This is a genomic window from Aeromicrobium sp. WCS2018Hpa-31 (assembly GCF_031843905.1).
Lineage (GTDB): Bacteria > Actinomycetota > Actinomycetes > Propionibacteriales > Nocardioidaceae > Aeromicrobium.
In genome coordinates this window covers 277,523-304,455 of record NZ_JAVTJF010000003.1, presented here as the reverse complement: position 1 = coordinate 304,455, position 26,933 = coordinate 277,523, and the positions used below count along the sequence as shown (strand labels likewise).

Here is a 26,933-nt window from a genome sequence, read left to right as displayed (position 1 = left end):
TACGCCTCCCCTCGCTGGCGCTCGTGGAGGCACTCGACCATCACCCACCTCGCTGGTCGAGTAGCCGTCCCGGCGAGCGCCAGCGAGCTCGGGACGGCGTATCGAGACCACGCACCAGCGATGTCGACACGCAGGGCGGCTACCGCTGAGCCGCTCAGAGTGGTCTCGATACACCTCCCCTCGCTGACGGTCGTGGAGGCACTCGAACACCACGTGTTGAGCCGCCTGGAGTGTCTCGACTCGACCATCGGCAGCCGGCAGGGTCGGACGAACCCGGTCATCGGTCGAGCTGTGACCACCAGTCCGGCACGAGCCGGCCGTAGATCGCCGTGAACGCCGCCGCGTCCGGGTCGGGCAGGTCGATCCACGACCGGATGACGCCGACCGTCCCGAGCGCGATGAGGCGTAGGGCCGCGTCGGCGACGACGTCCGGGTCGGCGCCGGGGACCTCGGTGGGCAGCGAGAGGCGGCCCTGCTCGAGCAGCTGCCGCGAGGACCCGAGGAAGTGCTCGCCGAGCATGGCGTGCAGACCTCCGGCTCCCGCGTCGTCGGCCAGTCCGCGGCGGTACACGGGCAGGTGCCTCAGGACGTGCTCCAGGACCCGTCGTGTCGTCTCCACCACGGCCGCGTCGGTGCCTCGGCCGGGGTCGTGGAGGAGATCGGCGCGCAGGCCGTCGAGCTCGGCGAGGAGCGCGGCACGCAGCAGTCCGTCCGGCGTGGAAGCGTGCTCGTAGAACGTCGAGCGATGCACGTCGGCACGGCGGGCCACCTCGGTGACGCTCAGCTGCTCGACGGGCGTCTCGGCCGCGAGGGCAAGGACGGCAGCGAACAACCGGTCACGGCTACGTCGGGCTCTCGCGTCCATGGAACCCCTCCTCACCGACGTCGCCGGGACTGCCCCGGTCTCGTTCGTCACACCGCTGGGCAAGTCTATCCGACAGTTGTAGGATGAAATTTGTCCGACAGGTGTCGGACAGAAAGTGAGGACATCATGGCCACCTACGACGTCGCGGACCGTTCCGCGATCGTGACTGGCGCCGGCTCCGGCATCGGCCGGTCCGTGGCCCTGCTGCTCGCCGCGAACGGAGCCTCGGTGCTCGTCCACGACCTGCGACAGGACTCGGCCGACCAGGTCGTGAAGGAGATCGAGACCACCGGCGGCACCGCGCGCGCCTTCGTCGGCGACGCCGCCGACCCCGCGGTCGCCCAGGCCGCCGTCGCGGCAGCCCAGGAGATGGCACCGCTGCGGATCGCCGTCAACAACGCCGGCATCGGCGGTGCCGCCGAGCCCGTCGGCAGCTACCCCGTCGACAGCTGGGAGAAGGTCGTCAGCGTCAACCTCAACGGCGTCTTCTACGGCATGCGCGCACAGATCCCCGCCATCACGGACGCCGGCGGCGGCGCGATCGTCAACATGGGGTCGGTGCTCGGCTCCGTCGGCATCGCCGGCTCCTCGGCCTACGTCACCACGAAGCACGCGCTCGTCGGCCTGACGAAGAACGCAGCACTCGAGCACAGCGCCGACGGGGTCCGCGTGACGGTCGTCGGCCCCGGCTTCATCAGCACCCCGCTGCTCGAGGCCAACCTCGACGACGACGCGCAGGCCGCCCTCGCCGCCAAGCACGCGACAGGCCGCCTCGGCACCCCCGAGGAGGTCGCGTCGCTCGTGGCCTTCCTCGCCTCGGACGCGGCCACGTTCGTGACGGGCAGCTACCACCTGGTCGACGGCGGGTACGCGGCCCAGTAGGCAGCGCTGCCCGGGCCGGCGTCGCACCCTCGACCGGGCCCACGATCGCCGGCACGACGTCTCGTCATCCCCTGGAGAGGCGTCGTGCCGGTCCCGCCGTCACGCGTCGCCGCGTGCTCGCAGGACGTGGACCGCCTTCGCGTCGGAGTCCCAGTGGCGCAGGGCGGCAGGAGCGCCCACCAGCTCGGGCGGGATCCCGGCCAGGAGGTCGAGCGCGTGCGCGAGCTGCTCGTCGTCGAGACGACGGGCGAGCGTGACGTGCGGCGTCCAGCGGCCCGGCAGCGTGAGGTCGGGCCGGCCGGGCGCGTCGGCCATCGCCGCGTCGACGATCGCGTGAGTGGCCAGCAGAGCCGCGCTCGGGATCACCACACGCGAGACCACGGCGGACCGTCGTCCCCTGAACACCAGCAGTCCCCCGAGCCGGATCTCGTCGGGCAGCTCGACGTCGGCAAGGCGCTCGATCGTCGCCTGGCTCAGCGCCGACGCGACACCCAGCGTGACGTGCGGGGCGTTGGTGAGCCCCAGGTGCAGCGCCTGGCTCGGCAGCCCCGCCGCCGACAGCAGGTCCCACTCCCCGCGCACGGCGGCGTCGAGGTCCTCGTCGAGCGTCAGCTCGATGGTCTGTGGCACGGTCCCGTCCTCTCCGGACCGACCGTAGTTCAGCCGGCCCAGAAGCCGCGGCCGGGCCAGCCGCCGAAGCCGCCGTCGAACCCAGCGCCACCGCCAGTGCCACCGCGGCGGGAGCCGAGGTAGGACTCGACGACCGCGACGCCGAGGTCGTCGAGCTCCGGAGCCACGACGGTGCCGTCGACCTTGCGCGCCATCTGGTCGATGAAGCGGGCCAGGCCCGGGTCCTCGCCCAGCCTGAAGAAGGTGGTCTTCGCGCCCAGGCGCATCGACGCCTCCAGCTCGCGGACGCTCAGGGCGATCGTGACCGGGTGGGGCGGGTAGCTGAAGAACACCTCGCCCGACGACTCCAGGTGCGACGTCGGCTCGCCGTCGGTGACGATCAGCAGCACCGGCTGGGCATTCGGGTGCTTGCGGAAGTGTCGGTTGGCGAGCAGCAGGGCGTGGTGCAGGTTCGTGCCCTTGGCGTACTGCGCGTCGAGAGCGGTCAGCTCCTCGATCTGCATCGACTCGGCATGCCGGCCGAACGAGATCAGCTCGAGCGCGTCGCCGCGGAACCGGGTGCTGATGAGGGTGTGCAGCGCCAGCGCCGTGCGCTTCATGGGCACCCAGCGGCCGTCCATGGCCATCGAGAACGACGTGTCCACGAGCAGCGCCACGCAGGCCTGCGTGCGGTCCTCGGTCTCCTGCACCTCGACGTCGCCGATCTGCAGCCGCACGCCGTCGCGGGCCATGGACGCCGCGGTCCCACCCTCGCCGACCGTGCGCACCACGGCGTTCGTGACCGTGCGGGTGACGTCCCACGGCTCCGTGTCGCCGAAGGCCCACTCGCGGGTGGCGCCCGACCGCTCGCCGGCCGCACCGGCATGGCGGGTGTCGCGCTGGCCCTGGCGACCCGACATCGACTCCGCGACGTCGCGCAGCAGCGCCTTGCCCAGCTGGCGCATGGCCTTGGGGGTCAGCCGCAGGGCACCGTCGGTGCCGCGCTGCACCACGCCGGAGTCGCGCAGCGCCTTCTCCAGCTCCTTCAGCGTGCGCAGGTCGACCGATGCCTCGTCGCCGAGCTGGCGCGAGAGCGCGTCGAGGTCGACGTCGTCGAGGTTCGACCCGCGGTAGGACTGGGCCAGCTGCTCGGCCAGGGCGTCGAGGTCGGCGAGGTCCTGGAAGACGCCCGTGCCGTCGCCCAGGCCCACCCCCTGCTCCCCGTCCATGGGGGTGGAGCCACCCCAGTCCTCGCCCGGCCGCAGGGACTGGAGGTTGCCGTCGAGCCGGTCCAGCGCCTCCATCAGCTGGGGCGAGCCGAACGCCTGCGCCGACATCTGCATGAGCTCCTGGCGCTGCTCCGGCGTCATGGAGTTGAGCATGCGCTGGGCCGCGGCGGACCGTTGGGCCATCGTGTCGAGCAGCTCGTCGAGGTTCGACGGGTTCTCCGGGAAGTGCTCGCCGTGGCGCGCCATGAAGTCGTCGAAGTCCTGCTGGGTGTCCACACCCTGCTGACGCTTCTCGAGCAGCCCGTTGAGGTCGTCGAGCATCTCGTTGACGGCCTCGCGGTCGGCGTCGGTGGCGTTCTCGAGCGCGCTCTTCATGCCCGCGAAGCGCTGGTCCAGCAGCTCACGCCCGAGCAGGTCCTTGATGCGTTCGTAGTCCTCGCGGGCCTGCGTGGACTGCCAGTCGTAGCCGTTGAGCTCGCTGACCGCAGCGGCAGGTGAGGGCGGGAGGTTGTCGAGCGTCAGCTCGGCGAGCGCCCGGTCGCCGTCGTCGAGGTCGACGTCGCGGGCCAGCTGCTTGCGTTCCTCGAGGACCGCGCGGTCGAGGAGCTCCTTGACCTCGGCCAGGGTGCCGTCGAGGTTGTGCTTCTGCATGAGCTCGCGCCGCTTCTCGGCCACCCGGCGGGCCAGGTCGTCGAGACCACGCTGGTCGGCGCCTCCACGACGCAGGAACTCCTGCAGGGCGTGGTCGGGCGAGTACCCGGCCATGACGTCCTCGCCGATGGCCTCGAGCGCCTCGCTGAGGTCGACCGGCGGGGCCAGCGGGTCGGGGCCGTCGACGTACGCCCCGTACCGGGAGGCACGGGACAGTCGACGGTTCTGGCGACTCACGCCGTCACCCGTAGACCGTCTCGCCGCCGGCGGTGTCCTTGCTGATGCGGCGGGCCAGGAAGAGTCCCTCGAGGGCCAGCTCGATCGCGCCGGCGCGCTCACCGTCGTTGCCCCCACCCTCGAGCCCTGCGCCGACCCGGTCGCAGACCTGGTCGTAGAGGTCGGACTCGCCCAGCACCGGCAGGCCGGCGAGGAAGTCGCGGGCGCTCACCTGCTCGCCGGTGGCCACCAGCGAACCTCCCTCGAGCGCCTCGACCAGCAGCCCGAAGTCGATGCCCGTGAACAACCCGCGGACGGTCTCCGCGGTGGCGGTGCGCAGGAGGTGGTCGAGGACGAGGTCCTCGCGACCCTCCTCGCCGGACTCGAACTCGATCTTGCCTCCGAGCACGTCGACCGCGGTCTCGAGGTCCACCGGACGGGCCACGGCGTCCGGCTCGCCCTGCCGGGTGGCGCGGTGCAGCGCCGCGGCCGCGATGGTCTCGGCCCCGGCGATGGCGAACCGGGCGCTCACGCCGCTGCGCTGGTCGACCGCCGACGACTCGCGCAGGGCCCGCGTGAAGCGGGCCAGCACCTCGACCAGCTGGTCGGGGACGGTGGCGACGAGATCGGCCTCCTGCTTGATCACGGCGATCTCGTCGACCAGCTGCGTGGGGTAGTGGGTGCGGATCTCGGCACCGAACCGGTCCTTCAGCGGCGTGATGATGCGGCCGCGGTTGGTGTAGTCCTCGGGGTTGGCGCTGGCCACCACCAGGACGTCGAGCGGGAGCCGCAGCACGTAGCCGCGGATCTGGATGTCCCGCTCCTCCATCACGTTGAGCATCGCCACCTGGATGCGCTCGGAGAGGTCGGGCAGCTCGTTGATGGCCACGATGCCGCCGTGGCTGCGCGGGATGAGCCCGAAGTGGATCGTCTCGGGGTCACCGAGGCTGCGCCCCTCGGCCACCTTCATCGGGTCGACGTCGCCGATGAGGTCGGCCACGCTCGTGTCGGGCGTGGCCAGCTTCTCGGCGTAGCGGTCGTCGCGGTGTCGCCACCGGACGGGCAGGTCGTCGCCCAGCTCCTCGGCACGTCGGAGGCTGGCGACGGTGATCGGCTCGTAGGGGTGCTCGCCCAGCTCGGACCCGTCGATGACCGGCGTCCACTCGTCGAGCAGACCGACGAGCGTGCGCAGGATGCGGGTCTTGCCCTGGCCCCGCTCGCCGAGGAGCACGACGTCGTGGCCGGCGATGAGGGCGCGCTCCAGCTGGGGGATGACGCTGTCCTCGAAGCCGTGCAGGCCTGGCCACGGGTCACGACCCTCGGCGAGGGCCGCGAGCAGGTTGTCGCGGATCTCCACGCGCAGCGGCCGGTGCACGTGGCCGGAGGCGCGAAGCGCCCCCACGGTGGTGATGTCGGGGGCGGGGGTGGTGGCAGTCATGGGGTCCTCACGCGTCGATGCTGGACAGGTCGCCGTAGCGGTCGCCCTGGACGGCGTCGCGCGGGACCGCGGACTCCAGGTCGGCCACGACGTCGGGAGTGAGCTCGACCTCGAGCGCGCCCGCGTTCTCCTCGAGGTAGGCCACGCGCTTGGTGCCGGGGATGGGCGCCACGCCCACGCCGTCGCGACCCGAGCGGCTCAGCACCCAGGCGAGCGCCAGCTGGCCCGGCGTGCAGCCCAGCCCCTCGGCGATCTCGCGGATCCTCGCGACGAGCCTCAGGTTGGCCTCGAGGGCCTCGCCCTGGAATCGCGGGAAGTACGACGTGGTGCGCGAGTCGGCCTCCTCGAGGTCGGACTCGGCGGTGATGGCGCCGGTGAGCAGGCCACGGCCGAGCGGCGAGTACGGCACCAGGCCGATGCCGAGCTCGCTCAGCACGCCCCAGATCTCGTCCTCGAGGTGACGCGTGAACAGGGAGTACTCGGTCTGCAGCGCGGTGATGGGGTGCACGGCGTGGGCCCGACGGATGGTCTCGGCCGACGCCTCGGACAGACCGAGGTGGCGCACCTTGCCGGCCTGCACGAGCTCGGCCATGGCGCCGACGGTCTCCTCGATCGGCACGGTCTTGTCGACGCGGTGCTGGTAGTAGAGGTCGATCGTGTCGACGCCGAGCCGCTGGAGCGAGGCGTCGCAGGCGGAGCGCACGTAGTCGGGCTTGCCGTTGACGCCGAGCCGGGTGCCGTCGGGCAGCCGCTCGTTGCCGAACTTGGTGGCGAGCTGGACGGCGTCGCGTCCCTGGGCGCTGGAGGCGATGGCCGCACCGACCAGCTCCTCGTTGACGAACGGGCCGTACATGTCGGCCGTGTCGAGGAAGGTGACACCGAGGTCGAGCGCGCGGTGGATCGTGCGCGTGGCCTCGACCTCGTCGCGGGTGCCGTAGAACTCGCTCATCCCCATGCAGCCGAGTCCGAGCGGGGAGACGTCCAGGGGCGAGGTGGTGCCGAGCGTGGTGTGCGTCGTGGTCATGACACCAGTCAACTCCGCCCGCACAAGGTTGCACCTCGGGACGATCGCGCGCTCAGGCGCGGGACGACCTCATGCCGGCCCGGTGCTCGAGCGCGTCGTCGGCGAGGAATGCGGCGTACTCGGTCGACTCGACCGGGACCAGCGCCACCCGGCCCTCGGCGTCGTGGTGCAGGCCCCACCCGTAGCGCTTGACGAGGGGCGAGGCCCGCAGGCAGGCCTGGCCCTTGGCGAAGAAGGTGTCGCGGTCGATGCCCCGACGCTCGCCCTGCGAGGCGTGCACCACGTCGTCGGACGTGTGCGCGTAGGGGGCGTCGGCGAGCATGTCGTACTGGATGCGGGCGACGCTCGGAGTGGCGCGCTCGGGAGGGACCTCGGCGACCGTGGCCGGGCAGTCGGGCGCGACGGCGATGAAGGTGTCGGTGTAGTTCGTCGTGTGCTGGGCCATGGGGCGCTCCTGGATCGTCCTGCTGCCATCGTGCACCGGCGCGCCGACGGAAATCCAGCGTCGCGGTCAGGCTCGCGCCGAGGGCGCCCAGGCGGGGTCGCGTCCGATGAAGGCGACGAACCGGTCCTGCACCGACGCGTCGTCGGGCACGGGCACGGCCGGGCCGTACTGACCGGACGCGCGCAGCATCTCCTCGATCGGCCGCATGCCGGCGAGCATGGCGGCGCAGCGGTCCGCGTCGAGGTCGACGTCCTGGCCGCTCGCCCGCGCGAGGTCCCAGGTGTGCATGAAGACGTCGGCCGTGTAGAACTGCGCGACCGCCTGGTCGAGCGGATGGGTGCCGGCGTGCGGGTGGGTGAACGGGCGGTCGGCGTCGGGACCGTCCAGCAGGTGCTGCACGGCATCGGCGTGGGCGCGCCAGGCCCCGGCGGGGGTGCCGGGCCGCGGGCGGCGGACAGCACCGGCGGGGGTGCCGGGCCGTGGGCGGCGGACAGCACCACCAGGATCGTCGCTCGGCAGGTCGACGTCGAGCGCGACTCCCCCGCCGGCGAGGAAGGCCGGGAACCAGGTGACGAGGTGGTCGACGACGTCGCGCGCCGCCCACCCCTCCACCGGTGCGGGTGCGTCCCAGTCGGTCACGCCCTCGACGACGGTCGTGAAGTCGGCTGCGACCCGGCGGTGGTCCTCGGCGGGTCCACTCACTCGGGAACCGCTCACCCCAGGGCCCCGTCGGCGAGGAGTGCGTCGAGCTTGGCGTAGCCGTCGTTCACGCCGACGTCCATGCCGCTGCTGAGCATCCCGTCGCGGGCCTCGAAGGAGCCGACGAGGCTGGTGGCGTGCATGCGCGTGCGGCCGTCGCCCAGGTCCTCGAACGTCATGGTGTCGAGCGAGACGCCCTCGGGCATGCCCTCCCAGGTGAACGTCTGGACGAGCCGGTCGTCGGACACGTGGTGGAAGCAGCCGTGGAAGCCCTGTCCGGCGTGCTCGTAGCGGTAGCTGCCGCCGGTGCGCCCGTCCCAGTGGTCGATCGTGGTCACGTAGCCGTTCGGCCCGATCCACCGGACGAACAGCTCCGGGTCGGTGTGTGCCCTGACGAGCTGGGCCGCGGTGGCGGCGAAGTCGCGGGTGATGTGGATGGCCGGGACCGTGGGGTCGGCCTCGATGGCGGCCTCGGCCTGCTGCTGGCGCGTGCTGGTCATGATGCTGCTCCTTCGGTGGTGGTGGTGCCGTCGGTGGCACCGTCCTCGGTGGTCCCGTTCAGGTCGGCGAGCACGGCGTCGAGCCGCTGGTAGCGCTGCTCGGCCTGGCGCCGGTAGCGCTCGATCCACTTCTCCATGAGGTCGAACACCTCCGCCTCCAGTCGGACCGGTCGGGTCTGGGCCGCGCGGCCCTTGGTGACGAGCCCGGCGCCCTCGAGCACCTTGAGGTGCTTGGAGACCGCCTGGAGGCTGACGTCGTAGGGCTCGGCGAGCTCACCCACGGTGGCGTCGGCGACGGCGAGCCGGGCGACGATGTCGCGTCGGGTCGGGTCGGCGAGCGCCGCGAACACCTGCGAGAGCTGGTCGGCCATCGGAGATCCTTTCTCAACCATGTGGTTGATCACAACGTAGACCTGCTCCTCAGCCTTGTCAACCATCCGGTTGATCTCGGGTGCGCGATACTGCCTGCATGAGCCCCGACGACGTCGACCCCCTCCTCGCCGGTCGCGGTGGTCTCTCCTACGCCGAGCTCGACGACTGCGCCCGCCGCCTGCGCGGCCTGCTGGTCGCCACCGCCGAGCGCCAGATCGGTCGCCCGCTCCTGCACGAGTTCGAGATCGACGTCGACACCGACGGCGCCCTGCAGCTGAGCCCGCCCGACGGCTACCGCCGACCGGCAGCGGGCGCGGTCACCGTGCGCGTGGTCGTGCAGTCACGCACCTCCACGGCCGCGCGCCTCGGCCTGCGGGTGACCGTGTGGCCCGCGCTCGGCGGCGCCGACGTCGTGGACCTCCTCGTCGTCCGCGAGGGCGTCGAGTCCATGGAGGGCTCGGCCGAGGGGCACCGGCTCGAGGTCCGCATCGACGAGATCCACCCCGAGCCCACCGAGGCGCTGCAGCGCCGGGTGAACGACTTCGTCGCCCGCCAGGTGGCGCTCGTGGTGAGCGACCTCAACATCGCGATGCAGCGACGTCTGTCGAACCCCGACTGGGACGGTGGCGAGCTCGGCTGAGGCCCGCTCGGGGGCTGGACGTGCGACGCCCCGCGTGCGCGGCTAGGTTCCGGGCATGCGCCGCCTCCAGCCTCACCCCGTCCAGCACCGTCCCGTCCGGTCCGCCCTCGTCGCCTCGGTGGCCGCTCTGGTGCTCGCCGCCTGCGGAGGGGGCGACGGCGGGTCCGACGACCCCGACGCCTCGAGCTCGGCGTCGAGCAGCGACTCGGCCGCCACCTCCGACGTCGAGCCCGCCTCGGGCGACACGATCGAGGCCGACGGCTTCAGCTACACGGTGCCGGAGGGCTGGGAGAAGAACACCGACCTGCAGGGCACCGCGATCACCCTCGCGCTCGACTCCACCGACAAGGACGGCTTCGCCGACAACGTCAACGTGGTCACCGACCCCACCATCACGAGCCTCGAGGGCGACGACCTGGCGGACGCCATCACGAACGCGCTGGAGCAGGCCGACGTCACGGAGATCTCCGTGCGCGAGCCGTTCGTCGTCGACGGCCAGGAGGCCGTGCACACGACGGGCCTGTTCAACCTCAACGGCAACGAGTACCGGGTCGACCAGTACACGCTCACCGTCGACGGGACGGGCTACGTGATCACGTTCTCGCACAACGCGGACCAGTCCGAGTCCGAGCGCGACGACGTCGACCACTCCATCCTGGCGTCCTGGTCCTGGGCCTGACCCTCAGGCGTGCGCGGCGCACCGTGACGAGGCCGCCGCGCACGACGGGCAACGCACCATCTGCCGCACGCAGGCCAGGTCGGCGCAGTCGACGACGTCGCGGCTGGCGGTGCCGCACGTGTCGCAGCGTCCCACCACGGTCGCGTCGGGGCTGAACTCGACCGTGGTGCGCGCGTCGAACACGTACATCGACCCCTCCCACAGACCCCCGTCCCCGAAGGTCTCGCCGTAGCGGTGGATGCCGCCGTCGAGCTGGTACACCTCGCCGAACCCGCGGCTGCGCATGAGCGGGGTGAGGACCTCGCACCGGATGCCGCCCGTGCAGTACGTGACGACCGGGCGGTCCTTCAGGTCGTCGTAGGCGCCGGAGTCGAGCAGCTCCACGAACTCGCGGGTGGTCTCGACGTCGGGTCGGACGGCACCGGCGAACCGGCCCACCTCCGACTCGATCCTGTTGCGTCCGTCGAACAGCACGACGTCGTCGCGCTCGGCCACGAGGTCGTGCAGCTGGGCGGGGGTCAGGTGCGTGCCGCCGCCGACCACACCCTGCGCGTCGACCTGGACCTCGTCGGGGGTTCCGAAGGTGACGACCTCGTCGCGCACCTTGACCGACAGCCGCGGGAAGAGCGCCGTGGTCACGCCGTCGTCGAGCGCGCGTCCGGCCGACCACTTGACGTCGGCTCCACGGAACGGCGCGTAGTCGCGCAGGCCCCGCACGTACCTCTTGAGCACGTCGAGGTCGCCACCGAGCGTCGCGTTGATGCCGTGCGGTGACACGATCACCCGGCCGCGCAGACCGAGCGAGCCCGCGAGCTGGCGCTGCCACACCTGGATCGCCTCGGGGTCGGGCAGCGGCGTGAAGACGTAGAACAGGATCACCTTCGGCACGGCCACGCCGTCGATTGTCCCCGAGCCGATCGACGCGTGGCACGCTGGACGGGTGACCGCGCTGCACGAGCTCGACGCCCACGCCATGGCCGACGCCCTCGCGCGGGGCGAGACCACGTCGCTCGAGCTGGTGGAGCACCACCTGCGCCGCATCGACGACCACGGGGCCGCGCTCGGTGCCTTCGTGACCGTGACCCACGAGCGCGGCCTCCAGGCGGCACGCGACGCCGACGCCACCCGACGTGCGGCGTCGCCCGAGGCCCTGCCGCCGTTCCTCGGCGTGCCGACGGCGTTCAAGGACCTGACGTCGACGGCCGGTGTGCGCACCACGCTCGGCTCGCGGCTCATGGCCGGCCACGTCCCCGACGTCGACGCCCACGTGGTCACGCTCGTGGAGCGGGCCGGGTTCGTCAGCCTGGGCAAGACGAACACTCCCGAGCTGGGTCTCTCCTCCTACACCGACAACGACGTGGTCGGGCCGGCGCGCACGCCGTGGGACCTCGACCGGACGGCCGGCGGGTCCTCCGGTGGGGCGGCAGCGGCGGTCGCCGCCGGGCTCGTCCCGCTGGCCCAGGGCAGCGACGGCGGTGGATCCATCCGCATCCCGTCGAGCTGCTGCGGGGTGTTCGGGTTCAAGCCGAGCCGCGGACGCGTGAGCGCCGGACCCGTCGGCTCGGACTGGAGCGGACTCGCCGGCGACGGCCCGATCGCCCGCACGGTGCGCGACGCGGCGGCCCTGCTCGACGCCATGGCCCACCCGATGCCCGGCGACCTGCGACCGCTCCCCGACCCCGTCGAGCCGTTCGCCGCCTGGGCCGGTCGACGGCCGGGTCGGCTGCGCATCGCTCGCTGGGTCGACCCCTACCTGCCCGGGCTCGAGGCCTCGGCGGGGTCGGTGGCGGCCTGGGAGCACGCCACCGAGGTGCTGCGCGGGCTCGGCCACGAGGTGGTCGACGTCGAGAACCCGTTCCCGCCCGAGCTGGAGCCGCAGTTCAACGTGGTGTGGTCGAGCGGCATGGCGGCGGCCCCGATCCCGGAGGAGGGTCTCGACCTGCTGCGCGGCACCACCCGCTACTGGCTGGAGCGCGGTCGCACGCACAGCGCCGCCGACCTGGCTCGCGCGATGCAGTTCCTGGAGGCCACCACGCGCGACGTCGTCACGTCGATGTCCGGGTTCGACGCCTGGCTCACGCCCACCCTGGCCCTGCCTCCCCAGCCCGTCGCCTGGTTCACCGAGTCCGGCGACCCGGCGGAGGACCACCGTCGCGAGCTGGCCTTCACGCCCTACACGGCCGTCTACAACATGGCCGGGGTCCCCGCAGCGAGCCTGCCGCTCGTCGAGGTCGACGGTCTGCCCGTCGGCGTCATGCTCGCAGGACGCCCCGGCGAGGACGGACCGCTCTTCTCCCTGTGTGCGCAGGTCGAGGAGGCCGACCCGTGGAACCGGCGTCGTCCGCCACGTCCTCCCGTCCACGACTGAGCGAGAGACCGGGCGACGACGTCCTCGCCTGCCCTCCACCGAGGACGGGCCGCCGGCTCACTTCACGGTGGTGGTCCGCGCCGACGTCCTCGTGACCGTCGTGTAGCCGGACTTCCGTCCGGTCACCTTGACGGTGAGCCGCTTGCCCTTCACGCCCCTCGTCGGCACGTAGGTCGACCTCGTCGCCCGGTAGATCGCCTTGCCGTTGGCGTACCAGCGGTAGGAGAACGTGGTTCCGCTCGTCCAGGTCCCGCGGAGGGCGGACAGTCGACGGCCCACCTTCACGGTGCCGGAGATCCTCGGCGTCGAGTGGGTGAGCGTCCCCGGGACCACCGCAGCCGTCGAGGCCGACGTCCGCGAGATCGGGAGCAGCCCGAGGAGCGACCCGGTCACCCGGACCGACACGCGCTTGCCGCGGTGCGACGCGGCCGGGACGAACGTCGGCGCCGTCGCCCCGGTCACGGTCGCACCGTCGAGCCGCCACTGGTAGGCGAACGTGACGCCCGGCGTCCAGGTCCCCGTCCGTCCCGTGAGCCGGGACCCGACCTTGGCGACACCCGAGACGAGCGGCGTCGCGGACACGACCGTTGCGGGAGGAGCCGTGACGCCGTTCGCCACCGTGACGGTGGCGGCGGTCGAGGAGATCGCGTCGACGCGGACCGTCACCGAGCCCGACACGTACGACTGTCCGGCCCTCCACGCGCCCTGGCGCACCGTCCCGTCCAGACGCGGTCGCAAGGACGTCACGCCGGTCCCGTCGGTGGCCCGGGTGCTCACCGTGACCCCGGTGGGGTACTTCCTCGTGCCGCTGACCCACACCGAGCCGGTCGCCTCGCGGGCGTAGTAGCTCGACGCGTCGCGGCCCGTCGCCGGCCGCCACTCCACCCAGTGGCTCGTGCCGCCGGAGCGGACCTCCAGACCTCGCAGGCCGGAGGTCGAACCGCGCGCGGCGAGGGTGCGGGTGACCGCCGTGCCGGACGGAACGACCTCGACCTCGCCGGAGCCCGCCAGTCCGAGCTGGGCGCGGTACTCGGTGTCGAGCGCGGTCGTGCCCGAGCCGGACACGGCGAGCCCCATGGGGCTGTAGAGGTCCCAGTACTCCACGGACTCGAGGTTGGCGTGGCGCAGGCCCAGGTTGTGACCGACCTCGTGCACGAGGGTCGGCGTGAAGACGCGCGAGGACTCCGTGAGGGTCACCAGTCCGCCGTCGGCCACCGATCCGCCGATCGTGCCCACGCCGGTGCCGTCGCACTGGTCGTCGACGACCACCACCAGGTGGTTGCCCTCCGCCGAGAAGTCGACCGTCGGGAACCGCTGCATGGCCTCGCTCCACAGGCCGCTGACGTCGTCGAACCCGCACCGGTCGGCGCGGGCGGACGAGTACCGCACCGTCCCCGCCCGGGAGAAGGTCGCCCCGGCCTCCTGCGACCACCAGGTGAGTCCCGCGGCGATCCTCGACTCGATCGTGCTCGTGGCGTCGACGCTGCCGCTGTTGGCCACGATCGCGACGTAGGCGCGGTGCGCGCCCGTCGTCGCGGTGGTCTCGCTCCGGTCGAACACCGCGGTCGCCACGTCGACCGCCTGCGTGACGGTGCCGTCGAGCGCGGACTCCAGCGAGGCGCTCTCGACCAGCTCGGCGACGACCGGGGCGCCGGCGAGGTCGAGCTCCTCCAGCGCCTCCTCACCGCCCGCGAGGGCCTCGAGGTCGACCGGGACGACCGACCCGTCGTCGGTCACCAGCACCGGCTCGCCGACCTCGGCGCCCACGTGGCCACCCTCCCCGTGGCCGTCGGACTCCGCCCGCTCGACCACGACCTCGCGCAGCACACCCTCGACCGTCGCGGTGGGCTCCCCCTCCAACGCGGGGTCGGTGTACACGACCTCGTCACCGCTCGAGCTGATCGTCGGCTCCTGCGCCGACACGCTCCTCGGTACGGCCACCAGCACGGCGGCGACCAACAGCGCTCCCACAGACATGGCGACACGACGCATCGCGGGGCCCTCCCAAGCTCCCTCGACCTACACTCCCGCCGTCAGCGTAGGACCAAAGTCACACGAACGGAGGGACTTGCGGCGCACTGGGGCGAACGCACCAGTCCCGCGTACGAGCCGTCGCGACGCGCCGCGTCAGTCGCGCGCGGTGAGGATGATCGGGTCGCCCTCGGTGACCGCGATGGTGTGCTCGCTGTGGGCTCCGCGGGAGCCGTCGGCGCTGCGGATGGTCCAGCCGTCGGGGTCCATGACGATCTCGTCGGTGGTCTGCAGGAACCACGGCTCGATCGCGATGACGAGCCCCGGGTCGAGCCTCACGCCGCGCCCCGCCCGGCCGTCGTTGGGCAGGTGGAGGTCGCCGTGCATGGTGCGGCCGACGCTGTGGCCACCGAACTGGGTGTTGACCTTGAGTCCGTGGGAGCGCGCGACGTCGCCGATGGCGGCGCTGATGTCACCCAGCCGGTTGCCGGCGCGGGCCGCGCCGATGCCCGCCTCGAGGGCCTCCTCGGTGGCGGCGATGAGCGCCAGGTCCTCCTCACGCGGGGTGCCGACCACGACGCTCACGGCGGAGTCACCGACCCAGCCGTCGACCGAGACCGCGAAGTCGAACGTGACCAGGTCGCCGTCGCGCAGCCGGTAGCGGTGCGGCAGCCCGTGCAGGACCGCGTCGTTGACCGACGTGCACACGACCTTGCCGAAGGGCCCGCGGCCGAACGAGGGCGCGTAGTCGATGTAGCAGGACTCGGCTCCGCGCTCGCGGATCATGCGGTGCGCGAGCGCGTCGAGGTCGAGCAGGTCGACCCCCACGTCGGCGGCGTCCACGAGGGCCGTGAGGACCTCGCCGACGAAGCGCCCGGCCGCACGCATCTCGTCGACCTGGTCGGGGGTGCGGAGCTCGATCGCCATGGGATCGAGCGTAGTCCGCCGGACCACGGGCCCGGGCCCTAAGTACCGTCACCTCCTGTTCACCCAGGGTCCACGTCGGCGTCCGGCGGCGCTCCTACCGTCATGGCGTCGAAGGGGGGCGGCCCGACGCTCCCCCGCTCTGGAGGACTTCCGTGACGATCACGCCCGAACGCCCCTTGCTCCCCGTCGTGACCCTCCCCACCGAGGGTGCCGCCGGAACCTGCCCGCCCGAGGCGCCCTGCGCGTCCGGACGCGCCGCCCTCACCTGTCGCTACCGCTGCGGCGACGCCTGCGCCCACGACGCGCCCAACACGTCGGACAACGAGACGTTCGCCGACGTGATGGCTCGTGCGGCCAGCCGCCGCGGCGTGCTGCGCGCCGGTGCCGTGATCGGCGCCGCCACGGCCGCCACCGCGGCGTTCGCAGGGCCGGCCGCCGCCGTGCCCACGGCCCCCGCCACCAAGGGCCCCAAGGGCAAGCCCGGCCCCGCCCCCAAGGGCAAGGGTCCGTACGGCCTGCGCTTCGAGCCCGTCGCCCCCAACACCGCCGACGCCGTGACGGTGCCGGCCGGCTACCGCCAGGACGTCGTCATCCGCTGGGGCGACCCGCTGTTCAAGGACTCCCCGCGCTGGTCGGTCGACCGGCAGAGCGCCGCCGCTCAGCGTCGCCAGTTCGGCTTCAACAACGACTTCCTCGCGCTCCTGCCGCTCTCGCGCGGCACGCAGCTGCTGGTCGCCAACCACGAGTACACGAGCGAGGAGCTCATGTACCCCGGCTACGACCCGGCCAACCCGACGCGCGAGCAGGTCGAGACGTCGTGGGCCGCGCACGGCCTGTCCGTGGTGGCGGTCCGGGAGACCCGCAACGGGTCGCTGGAGCCGGTCGTCGGGCACCAGCTGAACCGCCGCTTCCACACCCAGACGGAGTTCCGGCTCACCGGTCCCGTGGCCGGCCACCCGCTCGTGCGCACGAAGGCCGACCCGCGTGGTCGCACCGTGCTCGGCACCCTGAACAACTGCGCCGGCGGCACCACGCCCTGGGGCACGTGGCTGACGGCCGAGGAGAACTTCAACCAGTACTTCGCCAACGCCGCCACGGTGACCGACCCGACGACCGCGGCGCGACTCGCCCGCTACGGCGTCGCCGGCACCGCGAGCGAGCGCCAGTGGGAGAAGTTCGACGACCGCTTCGACCTCGCGAAGGAGCCCAACGAGGTCAACCGCTTCGGCTGGATCGTCGAGGTCGACCCGTACGACCCCCGCGCCGTCCCGCGCAAGCGCACCGCCCTGGGCCGCTTCAAGCACGAGGCCGCCCAGCCCCGCATCACGAAGGACGGACGGGTCGCCGTCTACATGGGCGACGACGAGCGCTTCGACTACCTGTACAAGTTCGTCTCGCGCGACCGCATGAAGAAGGGCCGGTCCGCGTCGGCCAAGCGGCACAACGACACGCTGCTCGACCACGGCACCCTCTACGTCGCGAAGCTGACCGGCGACTCCCCCACGTCGCAGATCGACGGCACGGGCACGCTCCCGAAGGACGGCGAGTTCGACGGCTCGGGCACCTGGATCCCGCTCGTGAGCGGCACGAAGTCGTTCGTGAAGGGCTTCACGGCCGAGGAGGTGCTGCTGTTCACCCGGCAGGCCGCCGACGTCGCGGGCGCCACCAAGATGGACCGCCCCGAGGACGTGGAGCCGAGCCCCGTGAGCGGCAAGGTCTACGTGGCCCTGACCAACAACTCGAACCGAGGTGCGGCGGGCAAGGCCGGTGCCGACGAGGCCAACCCGCGCAACGCCAACAAGAACGGCCACGTGCTCGAGCTGACGGAGCACCGCAACGACAGCGGCGCCACCCGGTTCGCGTGGAGCCTGCTGCTGGTGTGCGGCGACCCGAACGACCCGGCCACGTACTTCGGCGGCTACGACAAGAGCCAGGTCTCGCCGATCTCCTGCCCGGACAACGTGACGTTCGACCGGCACGGCAACCTCTGGGTCTCCACGGACGGCAACGCGCTCGGCTCGAACGACGGGCTGTTCGGCGTGGCGGTGGAGGGTCGCGACCGCGGCCTCACCCGCCAGTTCCTCACCGTCCCGCTCGGGGCCGAGACCTGCGGGCCGGTGGTGCAGAGGCACCGCGTGCTCGTCTGCGTCCAGCACCCGGGCGAGAAGGACGGCGCGTCGGCGGACGCCCCGGCGTCGCACTGGCCCGACGGCGGCTCGTCGGTCCCGCGTCCCTCGGTGGCCGTGGTGTGGCGCAAGGACGGCCGCGAGATCGGCGTCTGACGCACGGCACGACACGCGCACGACGACGGGCCCCGACCATGGCGGTCGGGGCCCGTCGTGGTGCGTGCGTGGGTCAGGACAGGGAGCGGCGCGCCGACGACAGCTGGTGGCACACCACGGCGGCCACGAGCGCGGCCGTCCCGAGCGTGGCCAGCGCGGGGGCGCCGAAGATCCGACCGGCCTCGGCAGCGGTGACCGCGGAGGCGAGGGCGGCGCCGCCGACCAGCGACGCGCCGGCCGAGGCGTGCACGAGCGGGGTCCGCTGCTGCGAGGTCACGCTCGCCCACGCCTGGTAGCAGATCCCGGCGATGACGACGGCGGCGACGACCACGACCACGCGACCGGGCACGACGAAGCCGTCGGGCCAGGCGGCGTCGCCCAGCACGTCGGTCACGTAGAGGGCGAGCAGCACCAGCTCGGCGAGGGCGGGCACCACGAGGCCGGGTCCGATCTTCATGGCCGCGACCCTACCGAGCGACGCCGGCCCACTCCTCCCCTCCCCGCCTTCGCGTTTCGACGCGTTCGCGTCGGTCTCGCGCCGAGGAATCGACGCGAACGCGTCAGAACGCGGGGGCGGGGAGGGACGGGTCAGGCCTCGAGGTGGCGGCGGTAGCGCTGCATGCCGGAGATCCAGCGGTCCGGGTCGGCGGCCTTCTGGGCCCACATGGTGGCGACGTCGGGGTGGGGCAGGGCCTGGAAGCGGCCGGCCTCCACGGCGTCGAGGATCGTCGCCGCGACCTCGGCCGGCTCGAGCGCGTTGCCCGCCGACGTGACCGCGCGCATCCCGAGGGTCGCGTCGGGGTCGTCGCTCGTCTCGCCCGACTCGAGCATGGCCGTGCGCACACCCATGGGGCAGGCGCAGGTGACCTGCACGCCGCGGTCGCCGTAGGTGGCGGCGAGCCACTCGGCGAAGCCGACGGCCGCGTGCTTGGTCACCGAGTAGGTCGGCGAGCCCAGCTGGGTGAGCAGGCCCGCGGCGGACGCGACACTCACGAAGCACCCCGCCGGACCGCTCTCTGCGGTCGCGCCCTCGACCCACCCGGGCACCAGTGCCCGCGCGGCGGCGACGTGGCCCATGACGTTGACGTCCCACGACGCGGCCCAGTCCTCCGGGGAGGCCTCGAGTCCGAAGCCGCGGAACACGCCCGCGTTGGCGACGTAGAGGTCGACCGGCGTCGGGGCGCTCTGCAGCACCGCGTCGACGCCGATCTCGCTCGTCACGTCGGCAGCGCGGCGGTGCACCCGGTCACCGAACTCGTCGACCAGGGCGTCGGCGGCGGCGTCGAGCCGGTCGCCGTCGAGGTCGGCCAGCACGACCGAGCCCGCACCACGCTCGAGCAGGGCCCGGGCCACGGCGAGGCCGATGCCGCCGGCCGCCCCGGTGACGACGGCCGACGCTCCCTCGATCCTCATCGAGCAGTCCTCATCGTGCCGCGTACTTCTTCAGCTCGGCGCGGGCGAGCGAGGCCTTGTGCACCTCGTCGGGTCCGTCGGCGAAGCGCAGGGTGCGGATCCCGGCGAACATCTCCGCGAGCGGGAAGTCCTGGCTGAGCCCACCGGCGCCGTGCACCTGGATGGCCTTGTCGAGGATCCACTCCACCGTCTGCGGGGTGGCGATCTTGATCGCCTGGATCTCCTTGTGGGCGCCGCGGTTGCCCACGGTGTCCATGAGCCAGGCGGTCTTGAGGGTCAGCAGGCGCAGCTGCTCCAGCTTGACGCGCGACTCGGCGATCCAGTCCTGGACCACACCCTGCTGGGCGATCGGCTTGCCGAAGGTGGTGCGGCTGAGCGCACGCTCGCACATGAGCTCGACCGCACGCTCGGCCAGGCCGATCGAGCGCATGCAGTGGTGGATGCGGCCGGGCCCCAGGCGCGCCTGGGCGATGGCGAAGCCCTCGCCCTCGCCGCCGATGAGGTTCGTGGCGGGCACGCGGACGTCGGTGAACCTCAGCTCGGCGTGGCCGCCGTGGTCGCGGTCGTGGAAGCCGAACACGTGCATGCCGCGCACGACCTCGAGCCCGGGGGTGTCGCGGGGGACGAGGATCATCGACTGCTGGCGGTGGCGCTCGGCCGACGTGTCGGTCTTGCCCATGACGATGAAGACCTGGCAGTTCGGGTTCATCGCGCCGGTGATCCACCACTTGCGGCCGTTGATGACGTACTCGTCGCCGTCACGCACGATCGACAGCTCGATGTTGGTGGCGTCCGACGAGGCCACGTCGGGCTCGGTCATGGCGAACGCGGACCGGATCTCGCCGGCGAGCAACGGCTTCAGCCACTGCTCCTTCTGCTCGTCGGTGCCGAACATCGTCAGCACCTCCATGTTGCCCGTGTCGGGCGCGGCGCAGTTGATGGCCGCCGGAGCGAGCTGGATGGACCGGCCGGTGATCTCGGCGAGCGGGGCGTACTGCAGGTTCGTCAGACCGCCCTCCTCCGGGTGGCCGGCGAGGAAGAAGTTCCACAGACCGCGCTCGCGCGCCTCGGTCTTCAGGCCGTCGAGCACGGCCGGCGGGTCCCAGCGGTCCTCGTCGTACAAGGCCTTGATCTGCTGCTCGGCCTCGTGCTCGGCGGGGTAGACCTTCTCGTCCATGAAGGTCTCGAGCTTCTGGATGAGCTCGGTGGTGGTCTCGTCGAAGGCGAAGTGCATCTCAGGCACCGGCCATGACGTAGATGACCTCGGCGATGCATACCGGCTTGTCGGAGCCTTCGCGCTCGACGACCACGTTGACGATGCCCTGGGTGCCGATCGGGATGTCGCGGGTCTCGACGAGGGTCGCGGTGGCCCGCAGCCGTGAGTCGACCGGGACCGGGGCGGGGAAGCGCACCTTGTTCGCGCCGTAGTTCATGCCGAACGCCAGGCCCTGGATCGAGTAGATCTGCTCGACGAAGACCGGCAGCAGCGAGAGCGTGAGGTAGCCGTGCGCGATGGTGCCGCCGAACGGGCCCGACGCGGCGCGCTCGGGGTCGACGTGGATCCACTGGTGGTCGCCGGTGGCGTCGGCGAACGTGTTGATCTGCTCCTGGGTGACGGTGACCCAGTCGCTGGTGCCGAGCTCCTCCCCGGCGGCTGCCTTGAAGGCGTCGAGACTGTCGAACACGCGGACCATGGGGGTACCTCCGGAAGTGGCGTCGGCTAAGCGCTTGCTTAGTTCGCACCCTAGTGCGTGACCCAGGTCCTGGCTAGACCGCCACGAGGAGCACCACCGGGACGGCGGCGAGCAGGGCCCCGCCGACCGCGACGGCCACGTCGAGCCGGGTCCACGGCGCCGGCTCGGCCCACGACCGGCCGTGGGCCGACGCGAAGCCGCGCGCGTCCAGGGCGATGGACTGGCGCGACGCACCGCGCAACGAGGAGACGAGCAGGGCGAAGACCAGGCCGCCGCCGTAGCGGGAGCGGGCGACCGGGCCACCGGCCGGTCCCGCGCCCCGGGCCCGGCGCGCTCGCACGAGCTGCTGCCAGGTGACCAGCAGACCGGCGGCCTGCTGCAGCGCCGACGTCACCGCCACCACGGGCCGCGCCGGCAGCCGGAGGTTCTGCGCCAGGTGGTCGCCGAGCCGGGCCGGGTCGACGAACACCGCCACCACGGCGCCCGGCCAGGCGAGCACCACGATGCGCAGGCCCGCGGTGAGGGCCAGCGTCTCGTCGTGCCCGCCGAGACGCCACGTGGAGTAGGCGACCGTGAGGCCCGCGAAGGCCGCGAGCGCCAGGCACAGCAGCGTGTACCGCACCGACGGCACCACCATCAGGAGCACGACGGCGTAGGCCGCCACGGTCACCAGGGCGATCGGCAGCGTCCGCACGGCGAGCGACCCGGGCACGGCAGCGACGCCCACCACGGCGAGCGCCAGCGGGTTCACGCGCAGCAGGAGCGACCGTCGACCGGTGGGAACGGTCTGCCGGGTCGTCATGCGAGCCGCCCCGCGTCGAGCCGGTGGACCCGGTCGGCGAGCGCCACGAGTTCGGCGTCGTGGCTGGCGGCCGCCGCGACGGCCCCGGCGTCCGCGGCGGCACGCCACCAGCCGGCCACCGCGGCCCAGGTGAGCCGGTCCTGGCCGACGGTCGGCTCGTCGAGCAGCACCGAGCCGGGCCGGTGCGCCAGCGCGGCGGCGAGGGCGAGCCGTCGCTGCTCACCACCGGAGAGCCGGTAGGGGTTCCGGTCCGCGTGGGCACCGAGTCCGAGGTGGTCCAGCACCGCGTCGACGTCGGCGGCTCGGCCGAGCCGGCCCGCGGTGAAGGCGACCTCGTCGCGCACCGTGGTGGTGAGCAGGCCGTGCTCGGGGACCTGCGGCACCCAGCCCGACACGGCCGCCAGTGCCGACGACCGCATCCGGTGCAGCGGCTCGCCCGCGCGCTCGACCGCTCCCGAGGTGGGGGCCTGCAGACCGGCGCACGCCGCGAGCAGCGTGGACTTGCCCGCCCCCGACGGACCGACGACGGCGTGCGCGGCGCCGTCGACCAGGCGCAGGCCGACGTCGTCGAGGGCGCGGGTGCGGGTGGTGCCGCGCCACGAGCGACGCACCAGCTCGACCGTGAGCCGCTCGACGTCGAGCGGCACCGAGCCCTCGTCCGGGGCCACCAGCCCCCGGTCCGGGAGCACCGGGACAGGAGCCGCGAGCCCGGGCATCCAGACCCCGGCCGCGCCGAGGGACTCACGGTGCGCGGCCACGAAGGTGGTCGGGTCCGTGTCGGCGAGCACGCCACCGTCACGGCCGAGGACGACCACCCGGTCCACGAGGTCGAGCCAGGGTCCGATGCGGTGCTCCACCACCACGAGCGTCGCGCCCGTCGACGCCACGGCGTCGGTGACCGCCCGTCGGACCTCGGCGGCCGAGGCCTCGTCGAGCATCGAGGTCGGCTCGTCGAGCAGCAGCAGACCGGGGCGCAGCGCGAGGGCACCGGCCAGGGCCAGACGTTGGGTCTCTCCGCCGGAGAGCGCGTCGGTGGGGTGCTCACGACCGTAGGGCAGGCCGACCGCGTCGAGCGCCGCGTCGACCCGGCGCCACGTCTCGTCGTGGTCGAGACCGAGGTTCTCGGGCCCGAAGGCGACGTCGCGGCCCACGCGGGCCGACACCACGGCGTCGCCGGGCTGCTGCGTCACGAGACCCCGCACGCCCTCGGCGCGGACCGATCCCGAGAGGTCCCCGGGCACGGACTCGCCCAGCGCACCGGCGAGCGCCAGCAGGAGGGTCGACTTCCCGGCGCCACTCGGCCCCGCGAGCAGCACCCGCTGGCCCGCGGGGACGTGCAGGTCGAGGTCGGCCACGACGGGTCGGGCGTGACCCACCGGCCGCCACCCGAACCCGTCGAGGCGGACCTCGACGGGTCGGGTGGTGGTCAGGGCGGTCAGGCCTGCACGCCCTCTCCGGCGGCGTCGCGACCGGCGCCGAAGGAGTCGAGCGCCCCGGTGCCCGCGAGCGAGCGGACGAGCATCCAGCCGAGCAGACCGGCGACGACCGCTCCCGACACGGCGAAGAAGCCGAGGTGGGCGACCTTGTAGGCGAGGCCCCAGTCGACGTAGTAGAAGTTCCACTCGTAGACGGAGGCGAACACGGCCGACAGCACGCCCGCGAGGACGGCCACGCCGAGACCCCACCGGCGGTAGCGACCGAGGGCGAAGCCCAGCTCGGCGCCGGCGCCCTGCACGAGGCCCGAGAGCAGGACGGTGAAGCCCCACTCGGTGCCGCCGAGCACGAACATCGAGATCGCGGCGGCCACCACCTCGGTGCCGAACGCGGCACCCGGCCTGCGGATGACCAGCCCGCCGACGACCCCGGCGAGGAGCCAGCCGCCGCCGAGCAGCGCGCCGGCCGGCGGGTAGCCGATCGTCGCGGCCAGGTCGAGGAGGCCGTAGAGCTTCCCCCAGGCCCAGAAGATGACCCCGAACGCGACACCGAGCGACGCGATCGTGACGAGGTCGATGGTGCGATAGGACAGACGTGCCCGACCCTCGGTCGGTGTACGCGTGGATGCAGAACTCATCGTGACTCCCTTCGCCGGTGCTAACCGGAGCAGGTTCAAGGGTCTGCGGCTGATCCGCACTCTCAGCGCCCTCTGCGGCGGCGCTCCCCTGTCGTGGTGACGCCAGCCTAGCCGTCCACGGGCCACCGCGCCCAGCCCGTCCGGGCCGTGAGCCGGGGTCAGGCCAGGAGGTCCGCGCGTCCGAACATCGCCGCGGTCTCGCGGGCCGTCGGGTGACCGGCGTCCGGGTCGGCGCCGGCCTCGAGCAGGACCCGCACCACCGCGTCCTCACCCTTGAACACCGCACCGGCCAGCGGGCTCTGGCCGCGGTCGTTCAGCGCGTCGACGACGGCGCCGCGGGCGGTGAGCGCGGCCACCGTCCCCGCATGCCCGTGGTAGGCCGCGAGCATGAGCAGCGTGTTGCCCGAGGCATCGGTGAGCTCGACCGGGACGCCCGCGTCGACGTGCTGCACCAACCGCTCGGTGCGACCCTCGCGGGCGTCGTCCAGCAGGTCCTGCGCCAGCGCCACGGCCCGCGGGTCGAGGGCGTCTCGGTCGGGGGCGGTGGGGTCGTCCGACGTGTCCATCCCTCGACCGTAGGGCGGGGTGACGGCCGTCGCAGGTCGGCCTACGCTCGAGGCATGACCGTGGCTCGCGACCTCCTGCTCGTGGCGCTCGACCCGGAGTCGGGCAAGGTACGGCTGCCGTCGATGGCCGCCGAGCCCGCGCTCGGTGGCGCGGCACTCATCGACCTCGTGCTGCTCGGTCGCCTCGAGCTCGTGGGCACGGGACGGAAGGCCCGCGTGGCCGTCGCCGACCGCACACCCGTGGACGATCCCGACCTGCAGGCCGCCTTCGAGCGCGTCTGGCAGAAGGGTCACCAGGCGCCGAAGGCGATCGTGACCCGCCTGGGCAAGAAGCAGCGCAAGGCCGTGCTCGCGTCCCTGGAGGCCGACGGGCTCGTGCGGGACGAGCAGCGCCGCGTGCTGGGCATCCGGCTGGAGCGGTACGAGCTCGTCAGCGTCGCACGACGCGACCAGCTCGTCGGCTCCATGCGGCAGGTGCTCCTGCACGACCAGCCCGCCGACCAGGTCACGGGTCCGCTCGTCGGCCTGCTCCTGGCCGCCGACCAGCTCGGCCTCGTGGTCGAGAAGCGGGAGAGGAAGGCCGCGAAGGCGCGGGCCAAGGTCGTCGCCGACGGCGACTGGGCCAGCGAGGGCGTCCGCAAGGCGATCCAGGACGCCCAGGCCGCCATGACCGCCGCGATGACGGCCAGCATCGCGGCCTCCACCACCGCGTCGAGCTCCTGACGAGGGCCGTCCCGCCGGGGCGACACGGCTCACGCCCACGCGTGAGGGAGGATGAGGCCATGGCGTCCGTCCGCACCCCTGACCCCAATCCCGGCTGGCTCTCCGAGATCGCGCTCGACGAGACCCGCTCGCGCGTGCCGATCCTCTACGTCGAGGGGATCCCCGTCCGGGTGGACGCCCACGGCCAGGTCGAGCACCTGGGTCTGCTGCTGCGTGGTTCACCCACGACCGGGGCCATGACGCGCACCTTCGTCTCCGGACGCGTCACCCACGGCGAGTCGGTGCGCGACGCGCTGCTGCGCAACCTCGAGAAGGACCTCGGTCCCACCGCCTTCCCGCAGCTGTCGGCGTCGATCGTGCCGTTCACGGTGGCCGAGTACTTCCCGCTGCCGGGTGTCACGCCCCTGCACGACCCCCGCCAGCACGCGGTGGCGCTCGTGTACGTCGTGCCGGTCACGGGTGAGTGCAACCCGCGCCAGGACGCCCTCGAGCTCAGCTGGATGACGCCCGAGCAGGCCCTCGACCCGGCCGTCCTCGACGAGATGGAGGGCGGGCGCGGGATGCTCGTCCGGCAGGCCCTCGCCCACGTCGGCGCCCTGGCCTGACCCCCCTGCCGGCACCGGTCGGCACGGGCGGACCATGGTCCGGTGACCACCCCGAACCGATGGTTGATGCTCGCCGTCGGCATGCTCGCGCAGGCGTCGGGGACGGTGGCCGCGAACGCCGCCGTCTTCCTCATCCCCTACCTGCACCTCGAGCGGGGACTCCCCCTCCCGCAGGCCGGCGCGCTGGCGTCCGCCTCGCTGCTCGGCACCACGGTCTCGCTCGTGGCGTGGGGCGTCGTCGTCGACCGGTGGGGTGAGCGACTGACCCTGACGCTCGGTCTGGTGGTCACGACCGGCGGCACCGTCGCCGCCGCGTTCGTGGACGGCTACCCGGCACTGGCGGCGTGCTGGTTCGTCGCCGGGGTGGGCGTGGCCAGCTCCAACGCCGCGAGCGGTCGGCTCGTGGTGGGCTGGTTCCCGCCCGAGCGCCGCGGCACCGCCATGGGGGTGCGCCAGACCGCGCTCCCGCTCGGGGTCGGGGCCGCGGCGGTCTTCGTTCCGACGACGGTGCAGGCCACCGACCTGCGCACGACGCTGCTGTGCATCGCCGCTCTCAACGCGGTGGTCCTCGTGGCCTGCGCCCTGCTGGTGGTCGATCCACCACGACGGTCCCGCGCCGACGCCGACGACGCGGGCGAGACGGGCAGCCCCTACCGGGGCGACGTCACGCTCGTGCGCATCCACGCCGCGTCGGCCCTGCTGGTCGTCCCGCAGTTCACCGTGTGGACCTACATGCTCGTCTGGCTCATCGACGAGCGCGGCTGGGCCGCCGGCGCAGCCGGTGTGCTCGTGGCGTCCACCCAGCTGCTCGGCTCGGCCGGCCGCATCGGGGTGGGCTGGTGGTCCGACCGGGTGGGCAGTCGCATGGGACCCATGCGGATCGTCGCGGTCGGGGCGGCGCTGACGATGCTGGCGCTCGGCGTGCTCGAGCCGACGCCCCTGGCCGTCGTCGTCATCGTCGTGGCCACGGTCGTGACCGTCGCCGACAACGGTCTGGCCTTCACCGCCGTGGCCGAGCGGGCCGGGCCGTGGTGGTCGGGCAAGGCGCTGGGCGTCCAGAACACCGGCCAGTACCTGGTGAGCGCGGCCGTCCCGCCGGTCGTCGGGCTCACCGTGGCCGGGCTGGGCTACGGGTGGGCGTTCGCGCTCGTGGCCCTCTTCCCGCTCGTCGCGATCCCGCTCGTCCCGCGCGACCGATGACGAACGACTCACACCACGCCGACAGGACAAGGCGGCGCCGCCCGGGATAGCCTTTACCTACC

At 72.9% G+C, this 26,933-nt stretch carries 28 protein-coding genes and 1 riboswitch; of the genes, 8 read left to right on the top strand and 20 right to left on the bottom strand.

The genetic code is table 11. The features are described 5' to 3' along the window. Window positions 1–277: 277 nt before the first annotated feature. A complete protein-coding gene (locus RQG84_RS05420; protein ID WP_311209191.1) occupies window positions 278–865 on the bottom strand; it encodes a TetR family transcriptional regulator in 588 nt (195 codons plus the stop codon). Window positions 866–991: 126 nt separating this feature from the next. Here RQG84_RS05420 and RQG84_RS05415 point away from each other — a divergent pair, with 126 nt between their 5' ends. After that, window positions 992–1,747: an SDR family NAD(P)-dependent oxidoreductase gene (locus tag RQG84_RS05415; protein WP_311209190.1), complete on the top strand. Its 756-nt coding sequence runs from the start codon at window positions 992–994 to the stop codon at window positions 1,745–1,747. A 99-nt stretch (window positions 1,748–1,846) separates the two neighbouring features. On the opposite strand, the gene RQG84_RS05410 is transcribed toward RQG84_RS05415, so the two are convergent. The 8 genes from RQG84_RS05410 to RQG84_RS05375 all read right to left on the bottom strand — a co-directional run bounded on the left by RQG84_RS05410 (window position 1,847) and on the right by RQG84_RS05375 (window position 8,929). Then, window positions 1,847–2,377 carry a 2'-5' RNA ligase family protein gene (locus tag RQG84_RS05410; RefSeq protein ID WP_311209189.1) on the bottom strand — a complete coding sequence of 177 codons (531 nt, stop codon included), beginning with the start codon at window positions 2,375–2,377 and terminating at the stop codon, window positions 1,847–1,849. A 29-nt stretch (window positions 2,378–2,406) separates the two neighbouring features. Then, window positions 2,407–4,473, bottom strand: a complete 2,067-nt coding sequence (locus RQG84_RS05405) for a VWA domain-containing protein (protein WP_311209188.1) — start codon at window positions 4,471–4,473, stop codon at window positions 2,407–2,409. A gap of 4 nt (window positions 4,474–4,477) precedes the next feature. Beyond that, window positions 4,478–5,890 (bottom strand): AAA family ATPase, encoded by a 1,413-nt coding sequence (locus RQG84_RS05400; protein WP_311209187.1) that lies wholly within the window; start codon window positions 5,888–5,890, stop codon window positions 4,478–4,480. A gap of 7 nt (window positions 5,891–5,897) precedes the next feature. Beyond that, on the bottom strand, window positions 5,898–6,914 hold the full coding sequence (locus tag RQG84_RS05395; protein ID WP_311209186.1) for an aldo/keto reductase: 1,017 nt from the start codon (window positions 6,912–6,914) through the stop codon (window positions 5,898–5,900). Between the two features lie 52 nt (window positions 6,915–6,966). Next, a complete protein-coding gene (locus tag RQG84_RS05390; protein WP_311209185.1) occupies window positions 6,967–7,359 on the bottom strand; it encodes a DUF6157 family protein in 393 nt (130 codons plus the stop codon). A gap of 66 nt (window positions 7,360–7,425) precedes the next feature. After that, window positions 7,426–8,061 carry a maleylpyruvate isomerase family mycothiol-dependent enzyme gene (locus RQG84_RS05385; RefSeq protein ID WP_311209184.1) on the bottom strand — a complete coding sequence of 212 codons (636 nt, stop codon included), beginning with the start codon at window positions 8,059–8,061 and terminating at the stop codon, window positions 7,426–7,428. Window positions 8,062–8,072: 11 nt separating this feature from the next. Beyond that, window positions 8,073–8,558, bottom strand: a complete 486-nt coding sequence (locus RQG84_RS05380; protein ID WP_311209183.1) for an SRPBCC domain-containing protein — start codon at window positions 8,556–8,558, stop codon at window positions 8,073–8,075. Continuing rightward, on the bottom strand, window positions 8,555–8,929 hold the full coding sequence (locus RQG84_RS05375) for a metalloregulator ArsR/SmtB family transcription factor (RefSeq protein WP_311209182.1): 375 nt from the start codon (window positions 8,927–8,929) through the stop codon (window positions 8,555–8,557). The genes RQG84_RS05380 and RQG84_RS05375 overlap by 4 nt, the downstream gene beginning before the upstream one ends. A 98-nt stretch (window positions 8,930–9,027) precedes the next feature. Here RQG84_RS05375 and RQG84_RS05370 point away from each other — a divergent pair, with 98 nt between their 5' ends. Together RQG84_RS05370 and RQG84_RS05365 are read left to right on the top strand one after the other, a co-directional pair. Then, window positions 9,028–9,570, top strand: coding sequence for a hypothetical protein (locus RQG84_RS05370; protein WP_311209181.1), 543 nt, complete (start codon window positions 9,028–9,030; stop codon window positions 9,568–9,570). A 55-nt stretch (window positions 9,571–9,625) separates the two neighbouring features. Then, window positions 9,626–10,249 (top strand): hypothetical protein, encoded by a 624-nt coding sequence (locus tag RQG84_RS05365; protein WP_311209180.1) that lies wholly within the window; start codon window positions 9,626–9,628, stop codon window positions 10,247–10,249. A 3-nt stretch (window positions 10,250–10,252) separates the two neighbouring features. Here the strand turns inward: RQG84_RS05365 and RQG84_RS05360 are convergent, their stop codons facing one another. Continuing rightward, a complete protein-coding gene (locus tag RQG84_RS05360; protein ID WP_311209179.1) occupies window positions 10,253–11,143 on the bottom strand; it encodes a rhodanese-related sulfurtransferase in 891 nt (296 codons plus the stop codon). Between the two features lie 46 nt (window positions 11,144–11,189). On the opposite strand from RQG84_RS05360, the gene RQG84_RS05355 reads away from it, so the two are divergent. After that, window positions 11,190–12,617 (top strand): amidase, encoded by a 1,428-nt coding sequence (locus tag RQG84_RS05355; RefSeq protein WP_311209178.1) that lies wholly within the window; start codon window positions 11,190–11,192, stop codon window positions 12,615–12,617. A 57-nt stretch (window positions 12,618–12,674) separates the two neighbouring features. On the opposite strand, the gene RQG84_RS05350 is transcribed toward RQG84_RS05355, so the two are convergent. Both RQG84_RS05350 and map read right to left on the bottom strand, forming a co-directional pair. Beyond that, a complete protein-coding gene (locus tag RQG84_RS05350; RefSeq protein ID WP_311209177.1) occupies window positions 12,675–14,609 on the bottom strand; it encodes a zinc-dependent metalloprotease family protein in 1,935 nt (644 codons plus the stop codon). Between the two features lie 135 nt (window positions 14,610–14,744). Then, window positions 14,745–15,515: a type I methionyl aminopeptidase gene (gene map / locus RQG84_RS05345; RefSeq protein WP_056556620.1), complete on the bottom strand. Its 771-nt coding sequence runs from the start codon at window positions 15,513–15,515 to the stop codon at window positions 14,745–14,747. 152 nt (window positions 15,516–15,667) lie between these two features. Here map and RQG84_RS05340 point away from each other — a divergent pair, with 152 nt between their 5' ends. Next, window positions 15,668–17,797 (top strand): PhoX family phosphatase, encoded by a 2,130-nt coding sequence (locus RQG84_RS05340; RefSeq protein WP_311209176.1) that lies wholly within the window; start codon window positions 15,668–15,670, stop codon window positions 17,795–17,797. 73 nt (window positions 17,798–17,870) lie between these two features. Here RQG84_RS05340 and RQG84_RS05335 read toward each other — a convergent pair whose 3' ends face one another. The 8 genes from RQG84_RS05335 to RQG84_RS05300 form a co-directional block, all read right to left on the bottom strand. Next, window positions 17,871–18,254: a hypothetical protein gene (locus RQG84_RS05335; RefSeq protein ID WP_311209175.1), complete on the bottom strand. Its 384-nt coding sequence runs from the start codon at window positions 18,252–18,254 to the stop codon at window positions 17,871–17,873. Between the two features lie 131 nt (window positions 18,255–18,385). Next, the gene (locus RQG84_RS05330) at window positions 18,386–19,210 is read right to left on the bottom strand and encodes an SDR family oxidoreductase (protein ID WP_311209174.1); all 825 of its coding nucleotides are present in this window, start codon (window positions 19,208–19,210) and stop codon (window positions 18,386–18,388) included. 10 nt (window positions 19,211–19,220) lie between these two features. Then, window positions 19,221–20,444 (bottom strand): acyl-CoA dehydrogenase family protein, encoded by a 1,224-nt coding sequence (locus RQG84_RS05325; RefSeq protein WP_056579633.1) that lies wholly within the window; start codon window positions 20,442–20,444, stop codon window positions 19,221–19,223. Between the two features lies 1 nt (window position 20,445). After that, window positions 20,446–20,904, bottom strand: coding sequence for a MaoC family dehydratase (locus RQG84_RS05320; protein ID WP_055962769.1), 459 nt, complete (start codon window positions 20,902–20,904; stop codon window positions 20,446–20,448). A gap of 73 nt (window positions 20,905–20,977) precedes the next feature. Further along, the gene (locus RQG84_RS05315; protein WP_311209173.1) at window positions 20,978–21,706 is read right to left on the bottom strand and encodes an energy-coupling factor transporter transmembrane component T; all 729 of its coding nucleotides are present in this window, start codon (window positions 21,704–21,706) and stop codon (window positions 20,978–20,980) included. Then, window positions 21,703–23,082: an ABC transporter ATP-binding protein gene (locus tag RQG84_RS05310; protein WP_311209172.1), complete on the bottom strand. Its 1,380-nt coding sequence runs from the start codon at window positions 23,080–23,082 to the stop codon at window positions 21,703–21,705. Before RQG84_RS05310 ends, RQG84_RS05315 begins: the two co-directional genes overlap by 4 nt. Before the next feature lie 59 nt (window positions 23,083–23,141). Next, window positions 23,142–23,777, bottom strand: coding sequence for an ECF transporter S component (locus RQG84_RS05305; protein WP_055962763.1), 636 nt, complete (start codon window positions 23,775–23,777; stop codon window positions 23,142–23,144). Continuing rightward, window positions 23,767–23,877: riboswitch (TPP riboswitch) on the bottom strand. Its footprint overlaps the gene before it by 11 nt. Window positions 23,878–23,935: 58 nt before the next feature. Continuing rightward, window positions 23,936–24,343 (bottom strand): ankyrin repeat domain-containing protein, encoded by a 408-nt coding sequence (locus RQG84_RS05300; RefSeq protein ID WP_311209171.1) that lies wholly within the window; start codon window positions 24,341–24,343, stop codon window positions 23,936–23,938. Between the two features lie 54 nt (window positions 24,344–24,397). Here RQG84_RS05300 and RQG84_RS05295 point away from each other — a divergent pair, with 54 nt between their 5' ends. From RQG84_RS05295 to RQG84_RS05285, 3 genes are read left to right on the top strand one after another with little or no spacing between them, the layout of a single operon-like run. Continuing rightward, on the top strand, window positions 24,398–25,066 hold the full coding sequence (locus RQG84_RS05295) for a GPP34 family phosphoprotein (RefSeq protein ID WP_311209170.1): 669 nt from the start codon (window positions 24,398–24,400) through the stop codon (window positions 25,064–25,066). A 59-nt stretch (window positions 25,067–25,125) separates the two neighbouring features. Then, window positions 25,126–25,671: an NUDIX hydrolase family protein gene (locus tag RQG84_RS05290; RefSeq protein ID WP_055962753.1), complete on the top strand. Its 546-nt coding sequence runs from the start codon at window positions 25,126–25,128 to the stop codon at window positions 25,669–25,671. Between the two features lie 42 nt (window positions 25,672–25,713). Further along, window positions 25,714–26,871, top strand: coding sequence for an MFS transporter (locus RQG84_RS05285; protein WP_311209169.1), 1,158 nt, complete (start codon window positions 25,714–25,716; stop codon window positions 26,869–26,871). The last annotated feature ends 62 nt before the right edge of the window (window positions 26,872–26,933 follow it).

Excerpts from the sequence above, each read along its gene's own strand:
- RQG84_RS05420 (WP_311209191.1), bottom strand. The coding sequence starts at position 865 with ATGGACGCGAGAGCCCGACGTAGCCGTGACCGGTTGTTCGCTGCCGTC.
- RQG84_RS05415 (WP_311209190.1), top strand. The coding sequence starts at position 992 with ATGGCCACCTACGACGTCGCGGACCGTTCCGCGATCGTGACTGGCGCC.
- RQG84_RS05400 (WP_311209187.1), bottom strand. The coding sequence starts at position 5,890 with ATGACTGCCACCACCCCCGCCCCCGACATCACCACCGTGGGGGCGCTT.
- RQG84_RS05395 (WP_311209186.1), bottom strand. The coding sequence starts at position 6,914 with ATGACCACGACGCACACCACGCTCGGCACCACCTCGCCCCTGGACGTC.
- RQG84_RS05390 (WP_311209185.1), bottom strand. The coding sequence starts at position 7,359 with ATGGCCCAGCACACGACGAACTACACCGACACCTTCATCGCCGTCGCG.
- RQG84_RS05380 (WP_311209183.1), bottom strand. The coding sequence starts at position 8,558 with ATGACCAGCACGCGCCAGCAGCAGGCCGAGGCCGCCATCGAGGCCGAC.
- RQG84_RS05375 (WP_311209182.1), bottom strand. The coding sequence starts at position 8,929 with ATGGCCGACCAGCTCTCGCAGGTGTTCGCGGCGCTCGCCGACCCGACC.
- RQG84_RS05370 (WP_311209181.1), top strand. The coding sequence starts at position 9,028 with ATGAGCCCCGACGACGTCGACCCCCTCCTCGCCGGTCGCGGTGGTCTC.
- RQG84_RS05365 (WP_311209180.1), top strand. The coding sequence starts at position 9,626 with ATGCGCCGCCTCCAGCCTCACCCCGTCCAGCACCGTCCCGTCCGGTCC.
- RQG84_RS05350 (WP_311209177.1), bottom strand. The coding sequence starts at position 14,609 with ATGCGTCGTGTCGCCATGTCTGTGGGAGCGCTGTTGGTCGCCGCCGTG.
- map (WP_056556620.1), bottom strand. The coding sequence starts at position 15,515 with ATGGCGATCGAGCTCCGCACCCCCGACCAGGTCGACGAGATGCGTGCG.
- RQG84_RS05335 (WP_311209175.1), bottom strand. The coding sequence starts at position 18,254 with ATGAAGATCGGACCCGGCCTCGTGGTGCCCGCCCTCGCCGAGCTGGTG.
- RQG84_RS05330 (WP_311209174.1), bottom strand. The coding sequence starts at position 19,210 with ATGAGGATCGAGGGAGCGTCGGCCGTCGTCACCGGGGCGGCCGGCGGC.
- RQG84_RS05325 (WP_056579633.1), bottom strand. The coding sequence starts at position 20,444 with ATGCACTTCGCCTTCGACGAGACCACCACCGAGCTCATCCAGAAGCTC.
- RQG84_RS05320 (WP_055962769.1), bottom strand. The coding sequence starts at position 20,904 with ATGGTCCGCGTGTTCGACAGTCTCGACGCCTTCAAGGCAGCCGCCGGG.
- RQG84_RS05315 (WP_311209173.1), bottom strand. The coding sequence starts at position 21,706 with ATGACGACCCGGCAGACCGTTCCCACCGGTCGACGGTCGCTCCTGCTG.
- RQG84_RS05305 (WP_055962763.1), bottom strand. The coding sequence starts at position 23,777 with ATGAGTTCTGCATCCACGCGTACACCGACCGAGGGTCGGGCACGTCTG.
- RQG84_RS05300 (WP_311209171.1), bottom strand. The coding sequence starts at position 24,343 with ATGGACACGTCGGACGACCCCACCGCCCCCGACCGAGACGCCCTCGAC.
- RQG84_RS05295 (WP_311209170.1), top strand. The coding sequence starts at position 24,398 with ATGACCGTGGCTCGCGACCTCCTGCTCGTGGCGCTCGACCCGGAGTCG.
- RQG84_RS05290 (WP_055962753.1), top strand. The coding sequence starts at position 25,126 with ATGGCGTCCGTCCGCACCCCTGACCCCAATCCCGGCTGGCTCTCCGAG.